The organism is Novosphingobium aromaticivorans DSM 12444, assembly GCF_000013325.1.
GTDB classification, from domain to species: Bacteria; Pseudomonadota; Alphaproteobacteria; order Sphingomonadales; family Sphingomonadaceae; genus Novosphingobium; species Novosphingobium aromaticivorans.
Genome location: NC_007794.1, coordinates 960,796 through 975,380, shown reverse-complemented (window position 1 = coordinate 975,380; position 14,585 = coordinate 960,796). Strand labels below are relative to the sequence as shown.

Below are 14,585 nucleotides of genomic sequence, written 5' to 3'. Positions count from 1 at the left end.
ATTTCAGTTTTTCCAGCGCGCGAAGATCGCGGTTGGCAAGTGCCTGCCGCCCTCGCCCTGCTCGCGGATGCAAAGGTCGCCATGCTCGATTGTGCCCGGCAGGTCCTTCAGGGCCTCGGCCAGCAGGCCCGCGATGGCGAGCGAGGACATCCGCACCGCATAGACCGTGAGAAACAGGAAGCGGCTGTCCGCATCGAGCAACTTCGCGCAATCGGCGACAAGGCCGGGGAGGCTTTCCTCCAGCCGCCAGATCTCGCCATCAGGACCGCGCCCGAACTTCGGCGGGTCGAGAATGATGCCATCATAGCGCCGGCCGCGACGCACTTCGCGCGCGGTGAACTTGGCGGCATCGTCGACGATCCAGCGCACCGGACGTTCGGCCATGCCGGAAAGCGCGGCGTTGCTGCGCGCCTGCGCGACCGACTTCTTCGATGCATCGACATGGGTGACCGGACCATAATCGGAGAGCGCAAGCGTGCCGACGCCGGTATAGCCGAACAGGTTGAGCGTCTGCGCATCCGGCCTGCCTTCAAGCCTCTCGCCCATCCAGTCCCACACCGGGGCCATGTCGGGAAAGAAGCCGAGGTGGCGGAACGGGGTGCACGAGGCGGTAAAGCGCACGTCGTTCCAGCCCAGTTCCCAACCGTCGCGCGGCATCGGCCGGTCGAACACCCAGCGCCCGCCGCCGTCCTCGTCCGATCCGGGCACGAATTCGCCATCGGCCCGCCAATCGGCAAGGCGCGGGCTCCACATCGCCTGAGGCTCGGGCCGCACGAAACGGTGCGGGCCATATTGCTCCAGCTTTCGGCCCTGGCCGGAATCGAGCAGGGCGAAGTCCGCCCAGCCCTGGCCGACCATCAGCTTGGGCTGGAGGTCCAGTTCAGCCATGCTTCGGAGTCGCGCGCTCGGCGACGTAGGCGGCAACCGCTTCGTAGTTGCCGGGCAGGCGGTCGCAGCGCTCTTCGCGCTCGAACAGGTCGCCCACGCGGGCGGGCAGGCCCGGGCGAACGCCGGTGGCGCGCTCGACCGCGTCGACGAACTTTGCCGGATGGGCCGTCGCCAGCGTCACGATCGGAACGCCCGCAGGGATGCCTTCGGCCGCGCGTGCCGCGTGAAGGCCAATCGCGGTGTGCGGGTCGAGCACTTCGCCCGTCGCCTCGAACGCCCAGCGCATGGCATTGGCCATGTCGCCCGCATCGGCGCGAGCGGAGCTGAACAGCGCGGCCGCCGATTCGCGCTGCGCATTCGTGAGCTGCATCGCCTTGGTCACTTCGAAATGCTTCATCTGCGCGGCAAGCGCCGATGCGTCGCGACCGCAGCCGTCGAACAGCAGGCGCTCGAAGTTCGAGGAAACCTGGATGTCCATCGATGGCGCGGCGGTCGGCGTTACGGTGCTGGCCGAATAATCGCCTGCCGAAAGCGCGCGGTGGAGGATGTCGTTGACGTTGGTGGCCACGATCAGCCGCTCGATCGGAAGGCCCATCTTCGCCGCGACGTAGCCTGCGAAGACATCCCCGAAGTTGCCGGTCGGCACCGAGAAGGCAACCTTGCGGTGCGGCGCGCCAAGCTGGAGCGCGGCGTAGAAGTAGTAGACCACCTGCGCCATCAGGCGCGCCCAGTTGATCGAGTTGACGGCGGCGATGCCGAAGCGGCCGGTCATCGCGCTGTCGTTGAACATGCGCTTCACCATCGCCTGGGCATCGTCGAAGCTGCCGTCGATGGCGATGTTGTGGACGTTGGGCGCGATGACCGTGGTCATCTGGCGGCGCTGCACATCGGATACCCGGCCATGCGGGTGGAGCATGAAGATATCGACCTTGGCGCGACCCGCCACCGCATCGATGGCGGCAGACCCGGTGTCACCCGAAGTCGCCCCGACGATGGTGATGTGCTCGTCGCCCCCATCCTCTCTCGGACGCGCAAGGAATTCCTCGAACAGCAGGCCAAGCAACTGGAGCGCGACGTCCTTGAAAGCCAGCGTCGGCCCATGGAACAGTTCGAGCACCCACTGCGTCTCGTCGAGCTGCTTGAGCGGCGTCACGGCAGCGTGCGCGAAACGGCCATAGGCTTGTTCGCACAGCTCCAGCAGGCGCTCCGGCGTCAGGCAATCGCCGACGTAGGGCTGCATGATCTTCTGCGCCAGCCTGGCATAGGGCAGCCCGGCCATCGCGGCGATCTCGTCGTGCGAGAACTGCGGCCAGCTCTCGGGCACGTAGAGCCCGCCATCCGAAGCGAGGCCTGCGAGCGTGACGCCCTGGAAATCGAGCGAGGGTGCCTGCCCCCGGGTGCTGACGTACTTCATGGGTTTGCGCGGTTAGCGGCCATGCGGGCAAAGGGCAAGGATTCTGGACCGAGGCGGATCCTCGATGCCACAAACCTCGTCATGCTGAACTTGTTTCAGCATCCATTCCTCGATCCGGCACTACGGCGAATGCCCGGCGGAATTTGGGGTGTCACCCCCGCTCGCGCCACCGCTTGCGCAGGGCGAGCGCGTAGATCACCAGCGCAACGCCCGCGAAAAAGAACCACTGCACGGCATAGGCCAGGTGGTTGTTGGGAATGTCCGACGGATCGGGCCGCGCGCTAGCCTCGAAACCCGGAACCGGAGGATCGGCAATCAGACGCGCCGTGTGGTCGACGTATGGGGCGACAAGGCCGGACACCTCGCCCCCTTTCCAGTCAGGATGCTGCGGCCCTCGCGTCCAACCGGCCTGAAGCCAGGCCAGGCGACCATCGTCCACGGGGCAGGCAACAAGGTGAACGTACCCGGCTTCGCCGCGCGCATTGCGCCCGGCTATCGAGTTCCAGTTGCCCGAAGGCGCGGCGCAGTCCAGCTTCGCCCGGTGGAACAAGGCGGATTCGACCGCCGAACCGTCAGCCGGAAAGGCAACCGGCGCGGGATTGGTCATGGCAGCGGCATAGCGCGCCAGCATCGCTTCCTTCTGCCCCAGCCGATCAAGCTGCCAGAAGCCCAGCCACACCATGATCGCCACGGCAACCAGCACCACGATCGTCGGGAGGATCGGCACGCGCCGCATCACAGGAGGCCTTCCTTTTCGAGTCGCGCCATCAGGGCCACGGCCTTGGCATAGCGCAGAGCGGCGATCACCACGGTCGGTACGACCACGCCCCAAAGGGCAATCAGCGCCCATGTCGGCAGGCGCACCAAGTCGTCGAGCTTGAGCGCCGCAAGCACCAGCAGGATCGTGACCGGCAGGACGACGAGGTACATTCCCCGCCCGCGCGGTTCATGACGTTCGAATTCCAGCCCACAGGCGGGACAACGCTCGGCCAGCGCCGCTGGCCCCGCCCACAGGCCCTTGCTGCCGCAACGTGGGCACAAACCGAAAAGGGCAGCCTGGGTAATCCCCGGCTGCCCCTTCGTGTTCTGGCTTTCGCCGTCTGGCATCAGTGGATCTTGTAGCCCCAGCCGCCCCACACGTAGATGGCGACGAACAGGAACAGCCACACCACGTCGACGAAGTGCCAGTACCATGCGGCCGCTTCGAAACCGAAGTGCTGGCGCGGGGTGAAGTGACCCTTGTAGGCGCGGATCAGGCAGACGATCAGGAAGATCGTGCCGACGATGACGTGGAAGCCGTGGAAGCCAGTCGCCATGTAGAAGGCCGAACCATAGGTGTTCGTGCCGAACGCAAACGGCGCATGGGCGTATTCGTAGGCCTGGATCATCGAGAAGATGACACCGAGGATGATGGTCGCCCACAGACCCTTCTTCAGGCCTTCACGGTCGCCGTGGATCAGGGCGTGGTGCGCCCAGGTCAGCGTCGTGCCCGAACAGAGAAGGATCAGCGTGTTGAGCAGCGGCAGGTCGAACGGGTCCATGACCGCTTCGATCGCCTTGGGCGGCCACTGGCCACCGACCGTCTCCGCGATGGTCGACGGGAACAGCGAGAAGTCGAAGAAGGCCCAGAACCAGCCGACGAAGAACATCACTTCCGAAGCGATGAACAGGATCATGCCATAGCGCTGGTGAAGCTGCACGACGGGGGTGTGATCGCCCGCATGCGCTTCCTTGATGATCTTGCCGAACCACGAGAAGAACGTGACGATCACGCCCAGCAGGCCCAGCAACATGACCGCGGTGCCCCCGGCCATCTTGTGCATGTAGAGGACGCCGCCGCTGGTCATGGTCAGCGCCGACATCGCGCCGACGAACGGCCACACGTCGGGCGGCAGGATGTGATAATCGTGGTTCTTTGCGCCGGCCATGATCGTCGAATTCCCCCAGTCAAATCTGGTCGTGATTGCATGGTCCGAAGCAGCCGCCCCGGACGCAGTTCAATTTGGGCCTTTATCGCCGCGCTTGCGCCGGGTCCAGAGGCTTTTCCATAGGTTGCACCACGGGCCTTGCCTGAGCGGCGGCCGCGCTCGCGGGCGTCTCGTTGAACGTATAGCTCAAGGTGATCTCTTCGACGTTCTTGGCCGCGGGATCGTCGAGAATCGCCGGGTCCACGTAATAGATCACCGGCATCCGCACTTCCTGCCCGGGATGCAGCTTCTGTTCGGTGAAGCAGAAGCACTGGATCTTGTTGAAATACTTGCCCGCCTGCTCGGGAGAGACGTTGAAGATCGCCGTACCGGTGATCTCGCGCCCGCTGAGATTGTGCGCCTGGTAGGTGGCGATCTTGCGCTCGCCTACCTTGAGGTCCTGCGTCACCTGTTCGGGCTTGAACTGCCACGGCATGCCCGGCGCGACGTTCGCGTCGAAGCGGACGCGGATCATCTTTGCGCCGACCTTGAGCCCGGCGACCTTCTCGGCATCGGCGCGCTGCGTCGTACCGCCATAACCGGTTACCTGGCAGAACAGGCGGTAGAGCGGGACCGAGGCATAGCCCAGGCCCAGCATGGCCAGAGCACCGCCCGCGGCAAGGATGCCGACGCGGCGGTTCTTGCGCGGATCGGGAACGACCGACGCGGCCATGTCAGTGCGCTCCGCCCGACTGCGCCGCGATCTTCACGATGGAAATCGCGAAGAACAGGATCGCGAGCGATCCCAGCACGATGCCCAGCACCTTGTTCCGCCCGCGCTGGCGGGCGCGGTACAGGTCGGTCTGCTCGGCGGTCATGTTCTCGTGGTTCTGGGGTTCCGTCATTTTACTGCCAGCCTTGTACAGTGGCGAGCCGGTCCCCCACCAGCATGCCGAAGAGAACGAAGAGATAAAGCACCGAATAGCCGAACAGCCGCTTTTCCGGCAGCATGCCGTCGTTCGGTACCGAGCGCCGCAGCCCGACCTTCACCGAAAGGGCGACGAAGACCAGGCCCAGCACGAGCGCCGACCAGCCATAGACCGCGCCTGCCCCGCCGATCCACCAGGGAACCAGCGTCAGCGGCAGAAGCAGGATCGAGTAGGCGAGGATCTGCTTGCGCGTCGACCGCTCGCCCGCGACGACCGGCATCATCGGAATGCCCACCTTGGCGTAGTCGGTCTGCACGAACAGGGCGAGTGCCCAGAAGTGCGGCGGCGTCCACATGAAGATGATCAGGAACAGCAGTACCGGCATCAGCGTGATGTCGCCGGTCACGGCCACCCACCCGATCATCGGCGGGAACGCACCCGCGCCGCCGCCGATCACGATGTTCTGCGGCGTGCGGGGCTTCAGCCAGACAGTATAGATCCAGCTATAATAGAAGATCGAGAAGGCCAGGATCACCGCCGCGAGCCAGCCCACCCCAAGGCCCATCACGAAGACCGAGCCGCCCGCAAGCGCAAAGCCGAAGTCGCGCGCGGATGTGCGGTCCATCCGGCCCGCGGGCAGCGGCCGCTGCGCCGTGCGCTTCATCCCGGCGTCGATGTCGGCTTCCCACCACTGGTTGAGCGCGGCCGCGCCGCCTGCCCCCACCGCGATGCACAGGATGGCGGTGAAGGCGATCACCGGATGAATGGTGCCCGGCGCCGCCAGAAGCCCGCACAGGCCGGTGAAGATCACCAGCGTCATCACGCGCGGCTTGGTCAGCGCAAAGAAATCGCGCCAGTCGGCGGGAAGGGCAAGGGGCTTGGCAGAATCCATGACTGGCCGCGCCTATACGCGCGCTTGAACCGGGATGGAAGCGAAAGGGGACGAGGTGTTGCAGTGCAGGATTCCCGGCAACGGTTTCACCGGAAGAGCGGGATGGCGCCTCGTCTGCCCGGCCCGGGGGCTGACACGAAAAAGGCCCCCGGGTTTCCCCGGAGGCCCATTCGTCTCAGCCCTTGGGCCGACGGTCAGGCTCAGTGTGCGTGGGCCTTGTCGTCGATCACCGGCAGTGTCTCGAACTGGTGGAACGGCGGCGGCGAGGACAGCGTCCATTCCAGCGTCGTCGCACCTTCGCCCCAGTAGTTGGCTTCCGCCTTCTTGCCGGCAAGGAATGCGTAGAGGATGTTGATGAAGAAGATCACGATCGATACCGCCATGATGGCGTAGCCGATCGAGGCCACTTCGTTCCACTTGGCATAGGCCAGCGCGTAGTCCGGATAGCGGCGCGGCATGCCCTGGATCCCGAGGAAGTGCATCGGGAAGAAGATCAGGTTCACGCCGACGAAGAAGATCCAGAACTGCAGGTGCGCAAGGAACTCCGAGTGCATGCGGCCGCTCATCTTCGGGAACCAGTAGTAGAACCCGGCGAAGAGCGCGGTAACGGCACCCAGAGACAGCACGTAGTGGAAGTGCGCGACGACGTAATAGGTGTCGTGCAGGTTGTCGTCCACGCCGCCGTTGGCCAGCACGACGCCCGTCACGCCGCCCACGGTGAAGAGGAAGATGAAGCCGATCGCCCAGACCATCGGCGACTTGAACTCGAGGCTGCCGCCCCACATCGTCGCGATCCACGAGAAGATCTTGATGCCGGTCGGCACCGCGATGACCATGGTTGCGGCGGTGAAGTACATCTTCGTGTTCACGTCGAGGCCGGTGGTGTACATGTGGTGAGCCCACACGATGAACCCGACGACGCCGATCGCGACCATGGCGTAGGCCATGCCGAGGTAGCCGAAGACCGGCTTGCGGCTGAAGGTCGAGATGATCTGGCTGATGATGCCGAAGCCCGGCAGGATCATGATGTACACTTCGGGGTGGCCGAAGAACCAGAACAGGTGCTGGTACAGAACCGGGTCACCGCCGCCGGCCGGATCGAAGAACGTCGTGCCGAAGTTGCGGTCGGTCAGCAGCATGGTGATCGCGGCGGCAAGGACCGGCAGCGACAGCAGCAGCAGGAACGCGGTAACCAGCACAGACCACACGAACAGCGGCATCTTGTGCAGGGTCATGCCCGGCGCGCGCATGTTGAAGATGGTGGTGATGAAGTTGATCGCACCCAGGATCGAACCCGCGCCCGCAAGGTGCAGCGAGAAGATCGCGAAGTCGACGGCCGGACCGACCGAGCCCGAAGTGGAGAGCGGCGCGTAGACCGTCCACCCGGTGCCGGCGCCCTGCCCGGTGCCGCCCGGCACGAAGGCCGAGAACATCAGCGAGCAGAAGCCGACGAAGGTCAGCCAGAACGAGACGTTGTTCATGCGCGGGAACGCCATGTCCGGCGCGCCGATCATGATCGGAACGAACCAGTTGCCGAAGCCGCCGATGATCGCGGGCATGACCATGAAGAACACCATGATCAGGCCGTGCGCGGTGATCAGCACGTTCCACAGGTGGAGCTGCTGGTCGAAGCTCGGGTTCTTCTCGCCGAGGAATTCGGCGAACATGCCCAGGTACTGGATGCCCGGCTGTGCGAGTTCGGCACGCATCATGCCCGAAACCGCGCCGCCGATGACCCCCGCGAAGATCGCGAAGATCAGGTACATCGTACCGATGTCCTTGTGGTTGGTGGACATGAACCACCGGGCGAAGAAGCCCGGATGATCATGGTCGTGGTCGTGCGCATCGTGATGCGCATCGAAGCCTTCGTTAGCTGGTATGGTGGCCATCTCGGTCAAACCTTGTCGATGAATTCGTCAGGCGGCAGGCGCTGCGGAAGCGTCGGCGGCCGGGGCTTCGGCGGGAGCTGCGGCTGCCGCAGGAACGGCAGCGGGAGCAGCTTCGGCAACCGGGCCGACGGTGCCGCCGGGCTGGGTCTTCACCCATGCCTCGAACTTGGCGCGCGGCAGGGCCTCGACCGCGATCGGCATGTAGCCGTGGCGGGCGCCGCACAGTTCGGAGCACTGGCCGTAATAGAGACCCGGCTCCTTGATGAAGAGCACCTTCTCGTTGATCCGGCCCGGAACGGCGTCCAGCTTGAACCACAGCGAAGGCACGGCGAACGAGTGGATCACGTCCGAACCGATGGTCTGGATGCGGATCGGCTCGCCCGCGGGAACGACCATGCGGTTGTCGACCGCAAGATGGCCGGGCTCGCCGCGCTTCAGGGCTTCTTCCTCGGGCAGCATGTTCGAAATGACTTCGAAGCCGCCGTTGTCGGGATAGGTGTAACCCCAGTACCACTGGTAGCCGGTGACCTTGACGGTCAGCGCGCCCTTCGGCGCCGGCTCGTACTGGTGGGCCAGAAGGCGGATCGACGGAACCGCGATGACCACCAGGATAAGCACCGGGATCAGCGTCCAGATAACTTCGATCAGCGTGTTGTGGCTGGTCTTCGACGCGACCGGGTTGGCGGCGCGGCGGAACTTCGCCATCACCACCAGCAGCAGGATCAGCACCAGCAGCGTGATCGCGACGATGACCGGCATCAGCACGTAGTCGTGCATCCACAGGCCCTGATCGCCGATGGGCGAATACTGGTCCTGGAAGGTCCAGCCCCCGTCAACCGGCTGACCCTTGCCGGGCGTCGGCTTCATGGGAACATAGGAACCCTTGTCGGCGGTATCGGCAGCAGCAGCGGCCGCAGCCGGAGCAGCGGCAGCCGATTCGCTGGCGGCAGCAGCCGGAGCAGCGACCGGCGCGGCGGGGGTGGCGGCGATCGCCTGGGTCCCGAACGCCAGTGCGGCAGCAACGCCGAGGGTCCGGATGGCTTTGCCCGTGGCGCGGGCGGTATCGGCAAGACTCATCGTCGAAGTTTCCGCTTTTCCCTGTTTGCGCGCGTTTTGCGCTGCATCAAGGAGGCGCATGCGCACCCCCTCTAAGTCCCTCGATTGCAGCGGCCTATACGCGCGGTTGACACAAGCCTCAAGCGGCTCGGCGCATATTTTTCACGGGTCGCGCACGCCCGTTCGGGCAGGCAATGCGTACCTATGCGCATGCCTGTCGGCACCCTCGGTCGAAATCCCTTGCCCCTCGTGCGCGCAAGCGTCATTTGGGCGCTCGTTTTTCCGCCGTTAGGTGTCAGATGCTCGAAGACGAGATCCTTTCCGAATTCCGCGCCAGCCAGGCTCTTCTGGAAGGCCACTTCCTGCTCTCGTCCGGGCGGCACAGCGCGCATTACCTGCAATGCGCGCGCGTGCTGATGGACCCGATGCGCGCCTCGCGCCTCGCCGCGGCCACCGCAGCGAAGATCCCGCGTGACCTGCGCCATCAGATCCAGAAGGTCGTGTCGCCCGCGATGGGCGGCGTGATCATCGGCCACGAAATGGGCCGCGCGCTCGGCGTGGAGGCAATGTTCGTCGAACGCCCGACCGGTACCTTCGAACTTCGCCGGGGCTTTGCGCTCAATCCGGGCGAGAAGGTCCTGATGGTCGAGGACGTGGTCACCACCGGCCTTTCCAGCCGCGAGGCGATCAAGGCCATCGAGCAGGCCGGCGGCGAAGTCATCGCGGCTGCGGCCCTGGTCGACCGCTCGGCCGGCGCGGTCGATCTCGGCGTACCCTTCTTTCCGCTGGTGGCCCTGAACTTCCCGACCTACGCGCCTGACGAGCTTCCGCCCGAACTCGCGGCGACCGAAGCCGTGAAGCCCGGCAGCCGGGCCAAGCCGTGAACAGCGCCCTGACCTCGGGACGCCTCCGCCTCGGCGTCAACATCGACCACGTCGCCACCATCCGCAACGCGCGCGGCGGCGACCATCCCGATCCCGTGCGCGCGGCAGAGATCGTCGCGGCGGTCGGCGGCGACGGGATCACCGCGCACCTGCGCGAGGATCGCCGCCACATCCGCGACGAGGACCTCGCCCGAATCCAGGCGGCAACCAGCCTGCCGCTCAATCTCGAAATGGCCGCGACCGACGAGATGCTCGAGATCGCGCTGCGCCACAAGCCGCACGCCGCCTGCATCGTCCCCGAACGGCGCGAGGAACGCACGACCGAAGGCGGGCTCGACGCCGCCGGCCAGCACAACCGCCTGGCCCCGATCGTCGCGCGTCTTTCGGATGCCGGCATCCGCGTCAGCCTGTTCATCGCCCCCGAGCCGCGGCAGATCGAAGCCGCGATGAAGCTCGGCGCGCCGGTGGTGGAACTGCACACGGGCGAATATGCCCATGCCGAAGGCGATGCCCGCGCCGTGGAACTCAGGCGCATCGCCGACATGGCCGCGCTTGCCGCGCGCAACGGCATCGAACCGCACGCCGGCCACGGCCTCACCTACGAGAACGTGCAGCCCATCGCCGCGATTCCACAGCTCGCGGAACTCAACATCGGCCACTACCTGATCGGCGAGGCGATCTTCGTCGGGCTCGATACGGCGGTGCGCCGGATGCGCGATCTCATGGACGAAGCGCGGTGATCATCGGCATGGGCTCGGACCTGTGCAACATCGAGCGGATCAGCAATTCGCTCGAAAGGTTCGGCGAACGCTTCGTCAACCGGGTCTTCACCGATACCGAAAAGGCCAAGGCCGAGCGCCGTCCCTTCACCCGCGCCGGAACCCTGGCCAAGCGCTTCGCCGCGAAGGAAGCCTTTTCCAAGGCCGTCGGCACCGGGTTCAAGGCGGGCGTGTTCATGAAGGACATCGGCGTCGTCAACGCCCGCTCGGGCGCACCCACGCTTGCCCTGACCGGCGGGGCCGCCGCGCGCCTCGCCGCGATCACGCCTGAAGGCCACGAGGCCGTGGTCCACCTGACGCTCACCGACGATCACCCCTGGGCGCAGGCTTTCGTCGTGATCGAGGCCCGCCCGCTTCCCGGAAGCACCCCAGCTTGAACAACCAGATTTCCCGGCCGCCGGAACCCCTTTCCCCGCCCCCTCCACCGCCACACAGCGTCGACTGGTGGTCGGAAATTCGCGGCCTCGTCGCCATGCTGCTGGCCGTGGTGCTGTTCCACAGCCTCGTCGCCAAGCCGTTCTACATTCCGTCGATCTCGATGATGCCGAACCTCCTCGTGGGGGACAGGCTGGTCGTGTCGAAGTATCCCTACGGCTGGTCGTGGGTCTCGGCATCGTTCCACGTCCTGCCGCGCGGCGAGCGGCGGATTCTGCCACAGACGCCCGAATACGGCGACGTCGTGATCGCCGTCCCGCCCGACCGCGACGAGGACTACATCAAGCGCGTCGTTGCCCTGCCGGGCGACCGCATCACCGTGATCCACGGCCAGATCATCCTCAACGGCAAGCTCGTGCCCCAGCAGGCCGTGCCGCCCGTGCGGATCCCCGCCGATCCGAACCTCTCGTGCGACGGCGCTCCGTGCTACGACATGTTCGAGCGCTATCGCACCCGCCTCGCAGACGGCCGCGAGATCTACGAGCTTCCCGCCTTCCGCGAGACCCTGCCCAACGGCGCGAGCTACCTGATCATCGACCACATGGACCAGATGCTCGACAACTATCCCGAAACGGTGGTTCCGCCGGGGCACGTCTTCCTGATGGGCGACAACCGCGATCATTCGGCCGACAGCCGTGCCCCGATCGAGGAAAAGGGCCTGGGCGGGCCGGTGCCGCTCGCCAATGTCGGCGGCCGCGCGGAATTCGTGACCTTCTCGCTCGACGGCAGCGAAACGCTCAACCCGCTGACGTGGCTCTCCGCCTTGCGCGACGGCCGCGCCTGGACCAGACTGCGCCCCGAAATCCGCCGCCAGCCCTTGCCGGCGGGTGAAGGGGAGCCCTGATCCGCATGGATGACATTGCCCCGGCGCGTCCCGCCGGCCCTACCGACATCAGCGACGACCTGGTCCGCCGCGAAGCCAAGAAGGCGGCGGTGTGGCTTGGCGTTGCCGCCCTCTTCGCGCTCGCCGTGCTGCTCGCACAGCCGATCATGGTCATCATCGGCGGCATCGTCTTTGCCGCGATGATCGACGGCGGCCAGCGCCTGATCGCGCGCGTCGCGCCGTTCCTGCCGCGCTGGCTCCGCATCACGCTCGTACTGCTGGGCGCGCTCGGCTTCCTCGTCTGGCTTGTCACTTTCGCGGGCGGGCAGATCGCCGCGCAGGCCGCCGAATTTCCGGCGGTGATCCAGACCCAGCTCGAACGCCTCGCCCTCTGGGCGCAGAGCCATGGCATCACCATGCAGAACCTCGACCTGCAGGCCATCGCCAGCCAGGTCCTGGGCAGCGTGGGCCAGGTCACGCGCGCGCTCGGCGGCATCTTCGGCGGCTTCACCACCGCGTTCCTGATATTCATCCTCGCGATCTACTTCGTGCTGGAACCCGATCTCTACCGCCGGGGCGTTGCCTGGATGCTGCCCGAACGCAGCCGCGCCCATTTCGAAGGCACTGCCGTCCGCATGGGCAAGTCTCTGCGCATGCTGCTGTTCGGCAGGCTCATCGGCATGGCGGTCGAAGGCTTTGCGACCTGGGGCCTGCTAGCCTGGTGGGGTGTGCCGATGGCGGCCCTGCTCGGCCTCCTGACCGGCCTCCTGGCTTTCCTGCCCAACATCGGGGCGCCGATCTCCGGTGCCTTGATGATCATGGTCGGTTTTTCGGGCGGGACCGAGATGGGCCTGTTCTGCATCGCGGTCTACGTCATCGTCCAGACGGTCGATGGCAACATCATCGTACCGATGGTCGCCAAGCGCACGGCGGACCTCGCCCCGGCGCTCGTGCTGGGCGCGCAGCTCATGTTCGGCCTGCTGTTCGGCATTCTCGGCCTGATGCTCGCCGATCCGATCATCGCCATGCTCAAGATCGCGCTCGAACGGCAGGCAGAGCGCAACGACGCCAATCGCGTCGCCGACCAGGGATAGCCCATGGCCCGCAAGTTCCTTTACCTAATCGCCGTGCTCGCCGTCATCGTCATCGCGGCCATGTTCGCCCTGCGTATCTGGTCGAACGAGCTCACGCGCTTCGCCTTCGTCCCGCGCGCCGCGTTCGAGCGCCTCGACCCTCCGGCGGCGGGGGCCTATCTCAGCCGCGACATGTGGATCTCGCGGCCCGATTTCGGCACCGGCGATCCCGCGCAATGGGCTCCCGCCGGCGTGCGTCGCGGCGAAGGACGCGCTGCCGTGTTCTTCGTCCACCCGACCAGCTACCTCGCCCGCGAACACTGGAACGGGCCGCTGGACGATACCGACGCCCGCCGCCGCGCGGGGTACTTCGTGCAAGGCATGGCCAGCGCGTTCAACGGACAGGCGCAAGTCTGGGCGCCGCGCTATCGCCAGGCCGCGTTCGGCGCGTTCCTGACCGACAAGCCCGAAGGCCAGCAGGCGCTCGACACCGCCTACGTCGACGTGCTGCGCGCCTTCGACGCGTTCCTCGCCGCCATTCCGGCGGATACGCCGATCGTCCTTGCCGGCCACAGCCAGGGCGCGCTCCACCTCATGCAGCTGCTGAAGGATCGCGTCGCGGGCAAGCCGCTCGCCCGCCGGATCGTCGCCGCCTATCCCATCGGCTGGCCGATCTCTATCCAGCACGATCTGCCCGCGATGGGCCTGCCGGCCTGCGCCGCACCCGACCAGCAGGGCTGCATCGTGAGCTGGTCCAGCTTTGCCGAGCCAGCCGATCCGACGCTCGTCCTTGAAGCCTATCGCGCCCGCCCCGCCCTCGACGGCAAGGCCAAGGGCACCGAGCCTGTTCTCTGCACGAACCCCCTCACCGGCCGCACCGGCGGCAGCGCGCCCGCATCCGCCAACCTCGGCACACTTCACCCAGCCGATGAACTCGACGGCGGCGAGATCATCCGTCAGGCCGTGCCGGCACGATGCGACGAGGCCACCGGCCTGCTGATGATCGGCAGCCCACCCGACCTCGGCCCCTTCGTGCTGCCGGGCAACAACTACCACGTCTACGACATCCCGCTGTTCTGGACGAACCTGCGCGAAGACGTCGCGCGGCGGGTCAGGGCGTGGAGCGCGGCCGCGCGGTGATCACCCAGTCCGCCCTCGAGATGCGCGATGCCCTGGCCGAAGGCGGCAGCCTGATCGGCCTCGACACCGGCACGAAGACCATCGGCGTCGCCCTGTGCGACCGCGAATGGCGCTTCGCTACGGCCGGAACCACCATCCGCCGCACCAAGTTTGCCGCCGACAAGGCCCAGATCCGCGCCATTGTCGCCGAGCGCGGCGTCAAGGGAATCGTCATCGGCCTGCCGCTCAACATGGACGGCTCCGAAAGCCCCCGCTCGCAGGGGGCCCGGGCCATGGCGCGCAATCTCGAGGATCTCGGCCTGCCGATCCTCTTGTGGGACGAACGCTGGACGACCCAGGCTGCCGAACGCGCGATGATCGAACAGGACTTCAGCCGGGCGAAGCGGGCCGAGCGAATCGATTCGCACGCCGCCGCGCTGATCCTCCAGGGCGCCATCGACGCGCTGGCCGGAAGCGCATTTTAACCATGCACTTAA

17 protein-coding genes are annotated in these 14,585 nt (G+C 66.3%); 7 read left to right on the top strand and 10 right to left on the bottom strand.

Annotated features, from left to right (window positions below; all coding sequences use genetic code 11):
* Positions 1-3: 3 nt before the first annotated feature.
* The 10 genes from SARO_RS04605 to coxB form a co-directional block, all read right to left on the bottom strand.
* Positions 4-888 carry a class I SAM-dependent methyltransferase gene (locus SARO_RS04605; RefSeq protein ID WP_011444581.1) on the bottom strand — a complete coding sequence of 295 codons (885 nt, stop codon included), beginning with the start codon at positions 886-888 and terminating at the stop codon, positions 4-6.
* Positions 881-2,302 carry a threonine synthase gene (gene thrC / locus SARO_RS04600; protein WP_011444580.1) on the bottom strand — a complete coding sequence of 474 codons (1,422 nt, stop codon included), beginning with the start codon at positions 2,300-2,302 and terminating at the stop codon, positions 881-883. The genes SARO_RS04605 and thrC overlap by 8 nt, the downstream gene beginning before the upstream one ends.
* Positions 2,303-2,453: 151 nt before the next feature.
* The gene (locus SARO_RS04595; protein WP_011444579.1) at positions 2,454-3,038 is read right to left on the bottom strand and encodes an SURF1 family protein; all 585 of its coding nucleotides are present in this window, start codon (positions 3,036-3,038) and stop codon (positions 2,454-2,456) included.
* On the bottom strand, positions 3,038-3,409 hold the full coding sequence (locus SARO_RS20565) for a DUF983 domain-containing protein (RefSeq protein ID WP_011444578.1): 372 nt from the start codon (positions 3,407-3,409) through the stop codon (positions 3,038-3,040). Before SARO_RS20565 ends, SARO_RS04595 begins: the two co-directional genes overlap by 1 nt.
* Positions 3,409-4,230, bottom strand: a complete 822-nt coding sequence (locus SARO_RS04585; RefSeq protein WP_011444577.1) for a cytochrome c oxidase subunit 3 — start codon at positions 4,228-4,230, stop codon at positions 3,409-3,411. Before SARO_RS04585 ends, SARO_RS20565 begins: the two co-directional genes overlap by 1 nt.
* Positions 4,231-4,312: 82 nt before the next feature.
* The gene (locus SARO_RS04580; protein WP_011444576.1) at positions 4,313-4,942 is read right to left on the bottom strand and encodes a cytochrome c oxidase assembly protein; all 630 of its coding nucleotides are present in this window, start codon (positions 4,940-4,942) and stop codon (positions 4,313-4,315) included.
* A gap of 1 nt (position 4,943) precedes the next feature.
* Complete coding sequence (locus SARO_RS20945; protein WP_011444575.1) at positions 4,944-5,114, bottom strand: hypothetical protein; 171 nt, start codon at positions 5,112-5,114, stop codon at positions 4,944-4,946.
* Between the two features lies 1 nt (position 5,115).
* A complete protein-coding gene (locus SARO_RS04575) occupies positions 5,116-6,030 on the bottom strand; it encodes a heme o synthase (RefSeq protein ID WP_011444574.1) in 915 nt (304 codons plus the stop codon).
* 200 nt (positions 6,031-6,230) lie between these two features.
* On the bottom strand, positions 6,231-7,919 hold the full coding sequence (gene ctaD, locus SARO_RS04570; protein ID WP_011444573.1) for a cytochrome c oxidase subunit I: 1,689 nt from the start codon (positions 7,917-7,919) through the stop codon (positions 6,231-6,233).
* A gap of 27 nt (positions 7,920-7,946) precedes the next feature.
* The gene (gene coxB, locus SARO_RS04565; protein ID WP_011444572.1) at positions 7,947-8,996 is read right to left on the bottom strand and encodes a cytochrome c oxidase subunit II; all 1,050 of its coding nucleotides are present in this window, start codon (positions 8,994-8,996) and stop codon (positions 7,947-7,949) included.
* Positions 8,997-9,274: 278 nt separating this feature from the next.
* Between coxB and pyrE the strand changes: the two genes are divergently transcribed.
* The 7 genes from pyrE to ruvX are packed head-to-tail and all read left to right on the top strand — an operon-like array spanning position 9,275 to position 14,573.
* On the top strand, positions 9,275-9,859 hold the full coding sequence (gene pyrE / locus SARO_RS04560) for an orotate phosphoribosyltransferase (protein WP_011444571.1): 585 nt from the start codon (positions 9,275-9,277) through the stop codon (positions 9,857-9,859).
* Complete coding sequence (locus SARO_RS04555; protein ID WP_011444570.1) at positions 9,856-10,599, top strand: pyridoxine 5'-phosphate synthase; 744 nt, start codon at positions 9,856-9,858, stop codon at positions 10,597-10,599. Before pyrE ends, SARO_RS04555 begins: the two co-directional genes overlap by 4 nt.
* Positions 10,596-11,015: a holo-ACP synthase gene (acpS, locus tag SARO_RS04550; RefSeq protein WP_041550141.1), complete on the top strand. Its 420-nt coding sequence runs from the start codon at positions 10,596-10,598 to the stop codon at positions 11,013-11,015. The genes SARO_RS04555 and acpS overlap by 4 nt, the downstream gene beginning before the upstream one ends.
* A complete protein-coding gene (gene lepB, locus SARO_RS04545) occupies positions 11,012-11,917 on the top strand; it encodes a signal peptidase I (protein ID WP_011444568.1) in 906 nt (301 codons plus the stop codon). Before acpS ends, lepB begins: the two co-directional genes overlap by 4 nt.
* A 5-nt stretch (positions 11,918-11,922) precedes the next feature.
* Positions 11,923-12,990 carry an AI-2E family transporter gene (locus SARO_RS04540; protein WP_011444567.1) on the top strand — a complete coding sequence of 356 codons (1,068 nt, stop codon included), beginning with the start codon at positions 11,923-11,925 and terminating at the stop codon, positions 12,988-12,990.
* A 3-nt stretch (positions 12,991-12,993) separates the two neighbouring features.
* Complete coding sequence (locus SARO_RS04535; protein ID WP_011444566.1) at positions 12,994-14,109, top strand: DUF3089 domain-containing protein; 1,116 nt, start codon at positions 12,994-12,996, stop codon at positions 14,107-14,109.
* A gap of 20 nt (positions 14,110-14,129) precedes the next feature.
* The gene (gene ruvX, locus SARO_RS04530; protein WP_407667758.1) at positions 14,130-14,573 is read left to right on the top strand and encodes a Holliday junction resolvase RuvX; all 444 of its coding nucleotides are present in this window, start codon (positions 14,130-14,132) and stop codon (positions 14,571-14,573) included.
* The last annotated feature ends 12 nt before the right edge of the window (positions 14,574-14,585 follow it).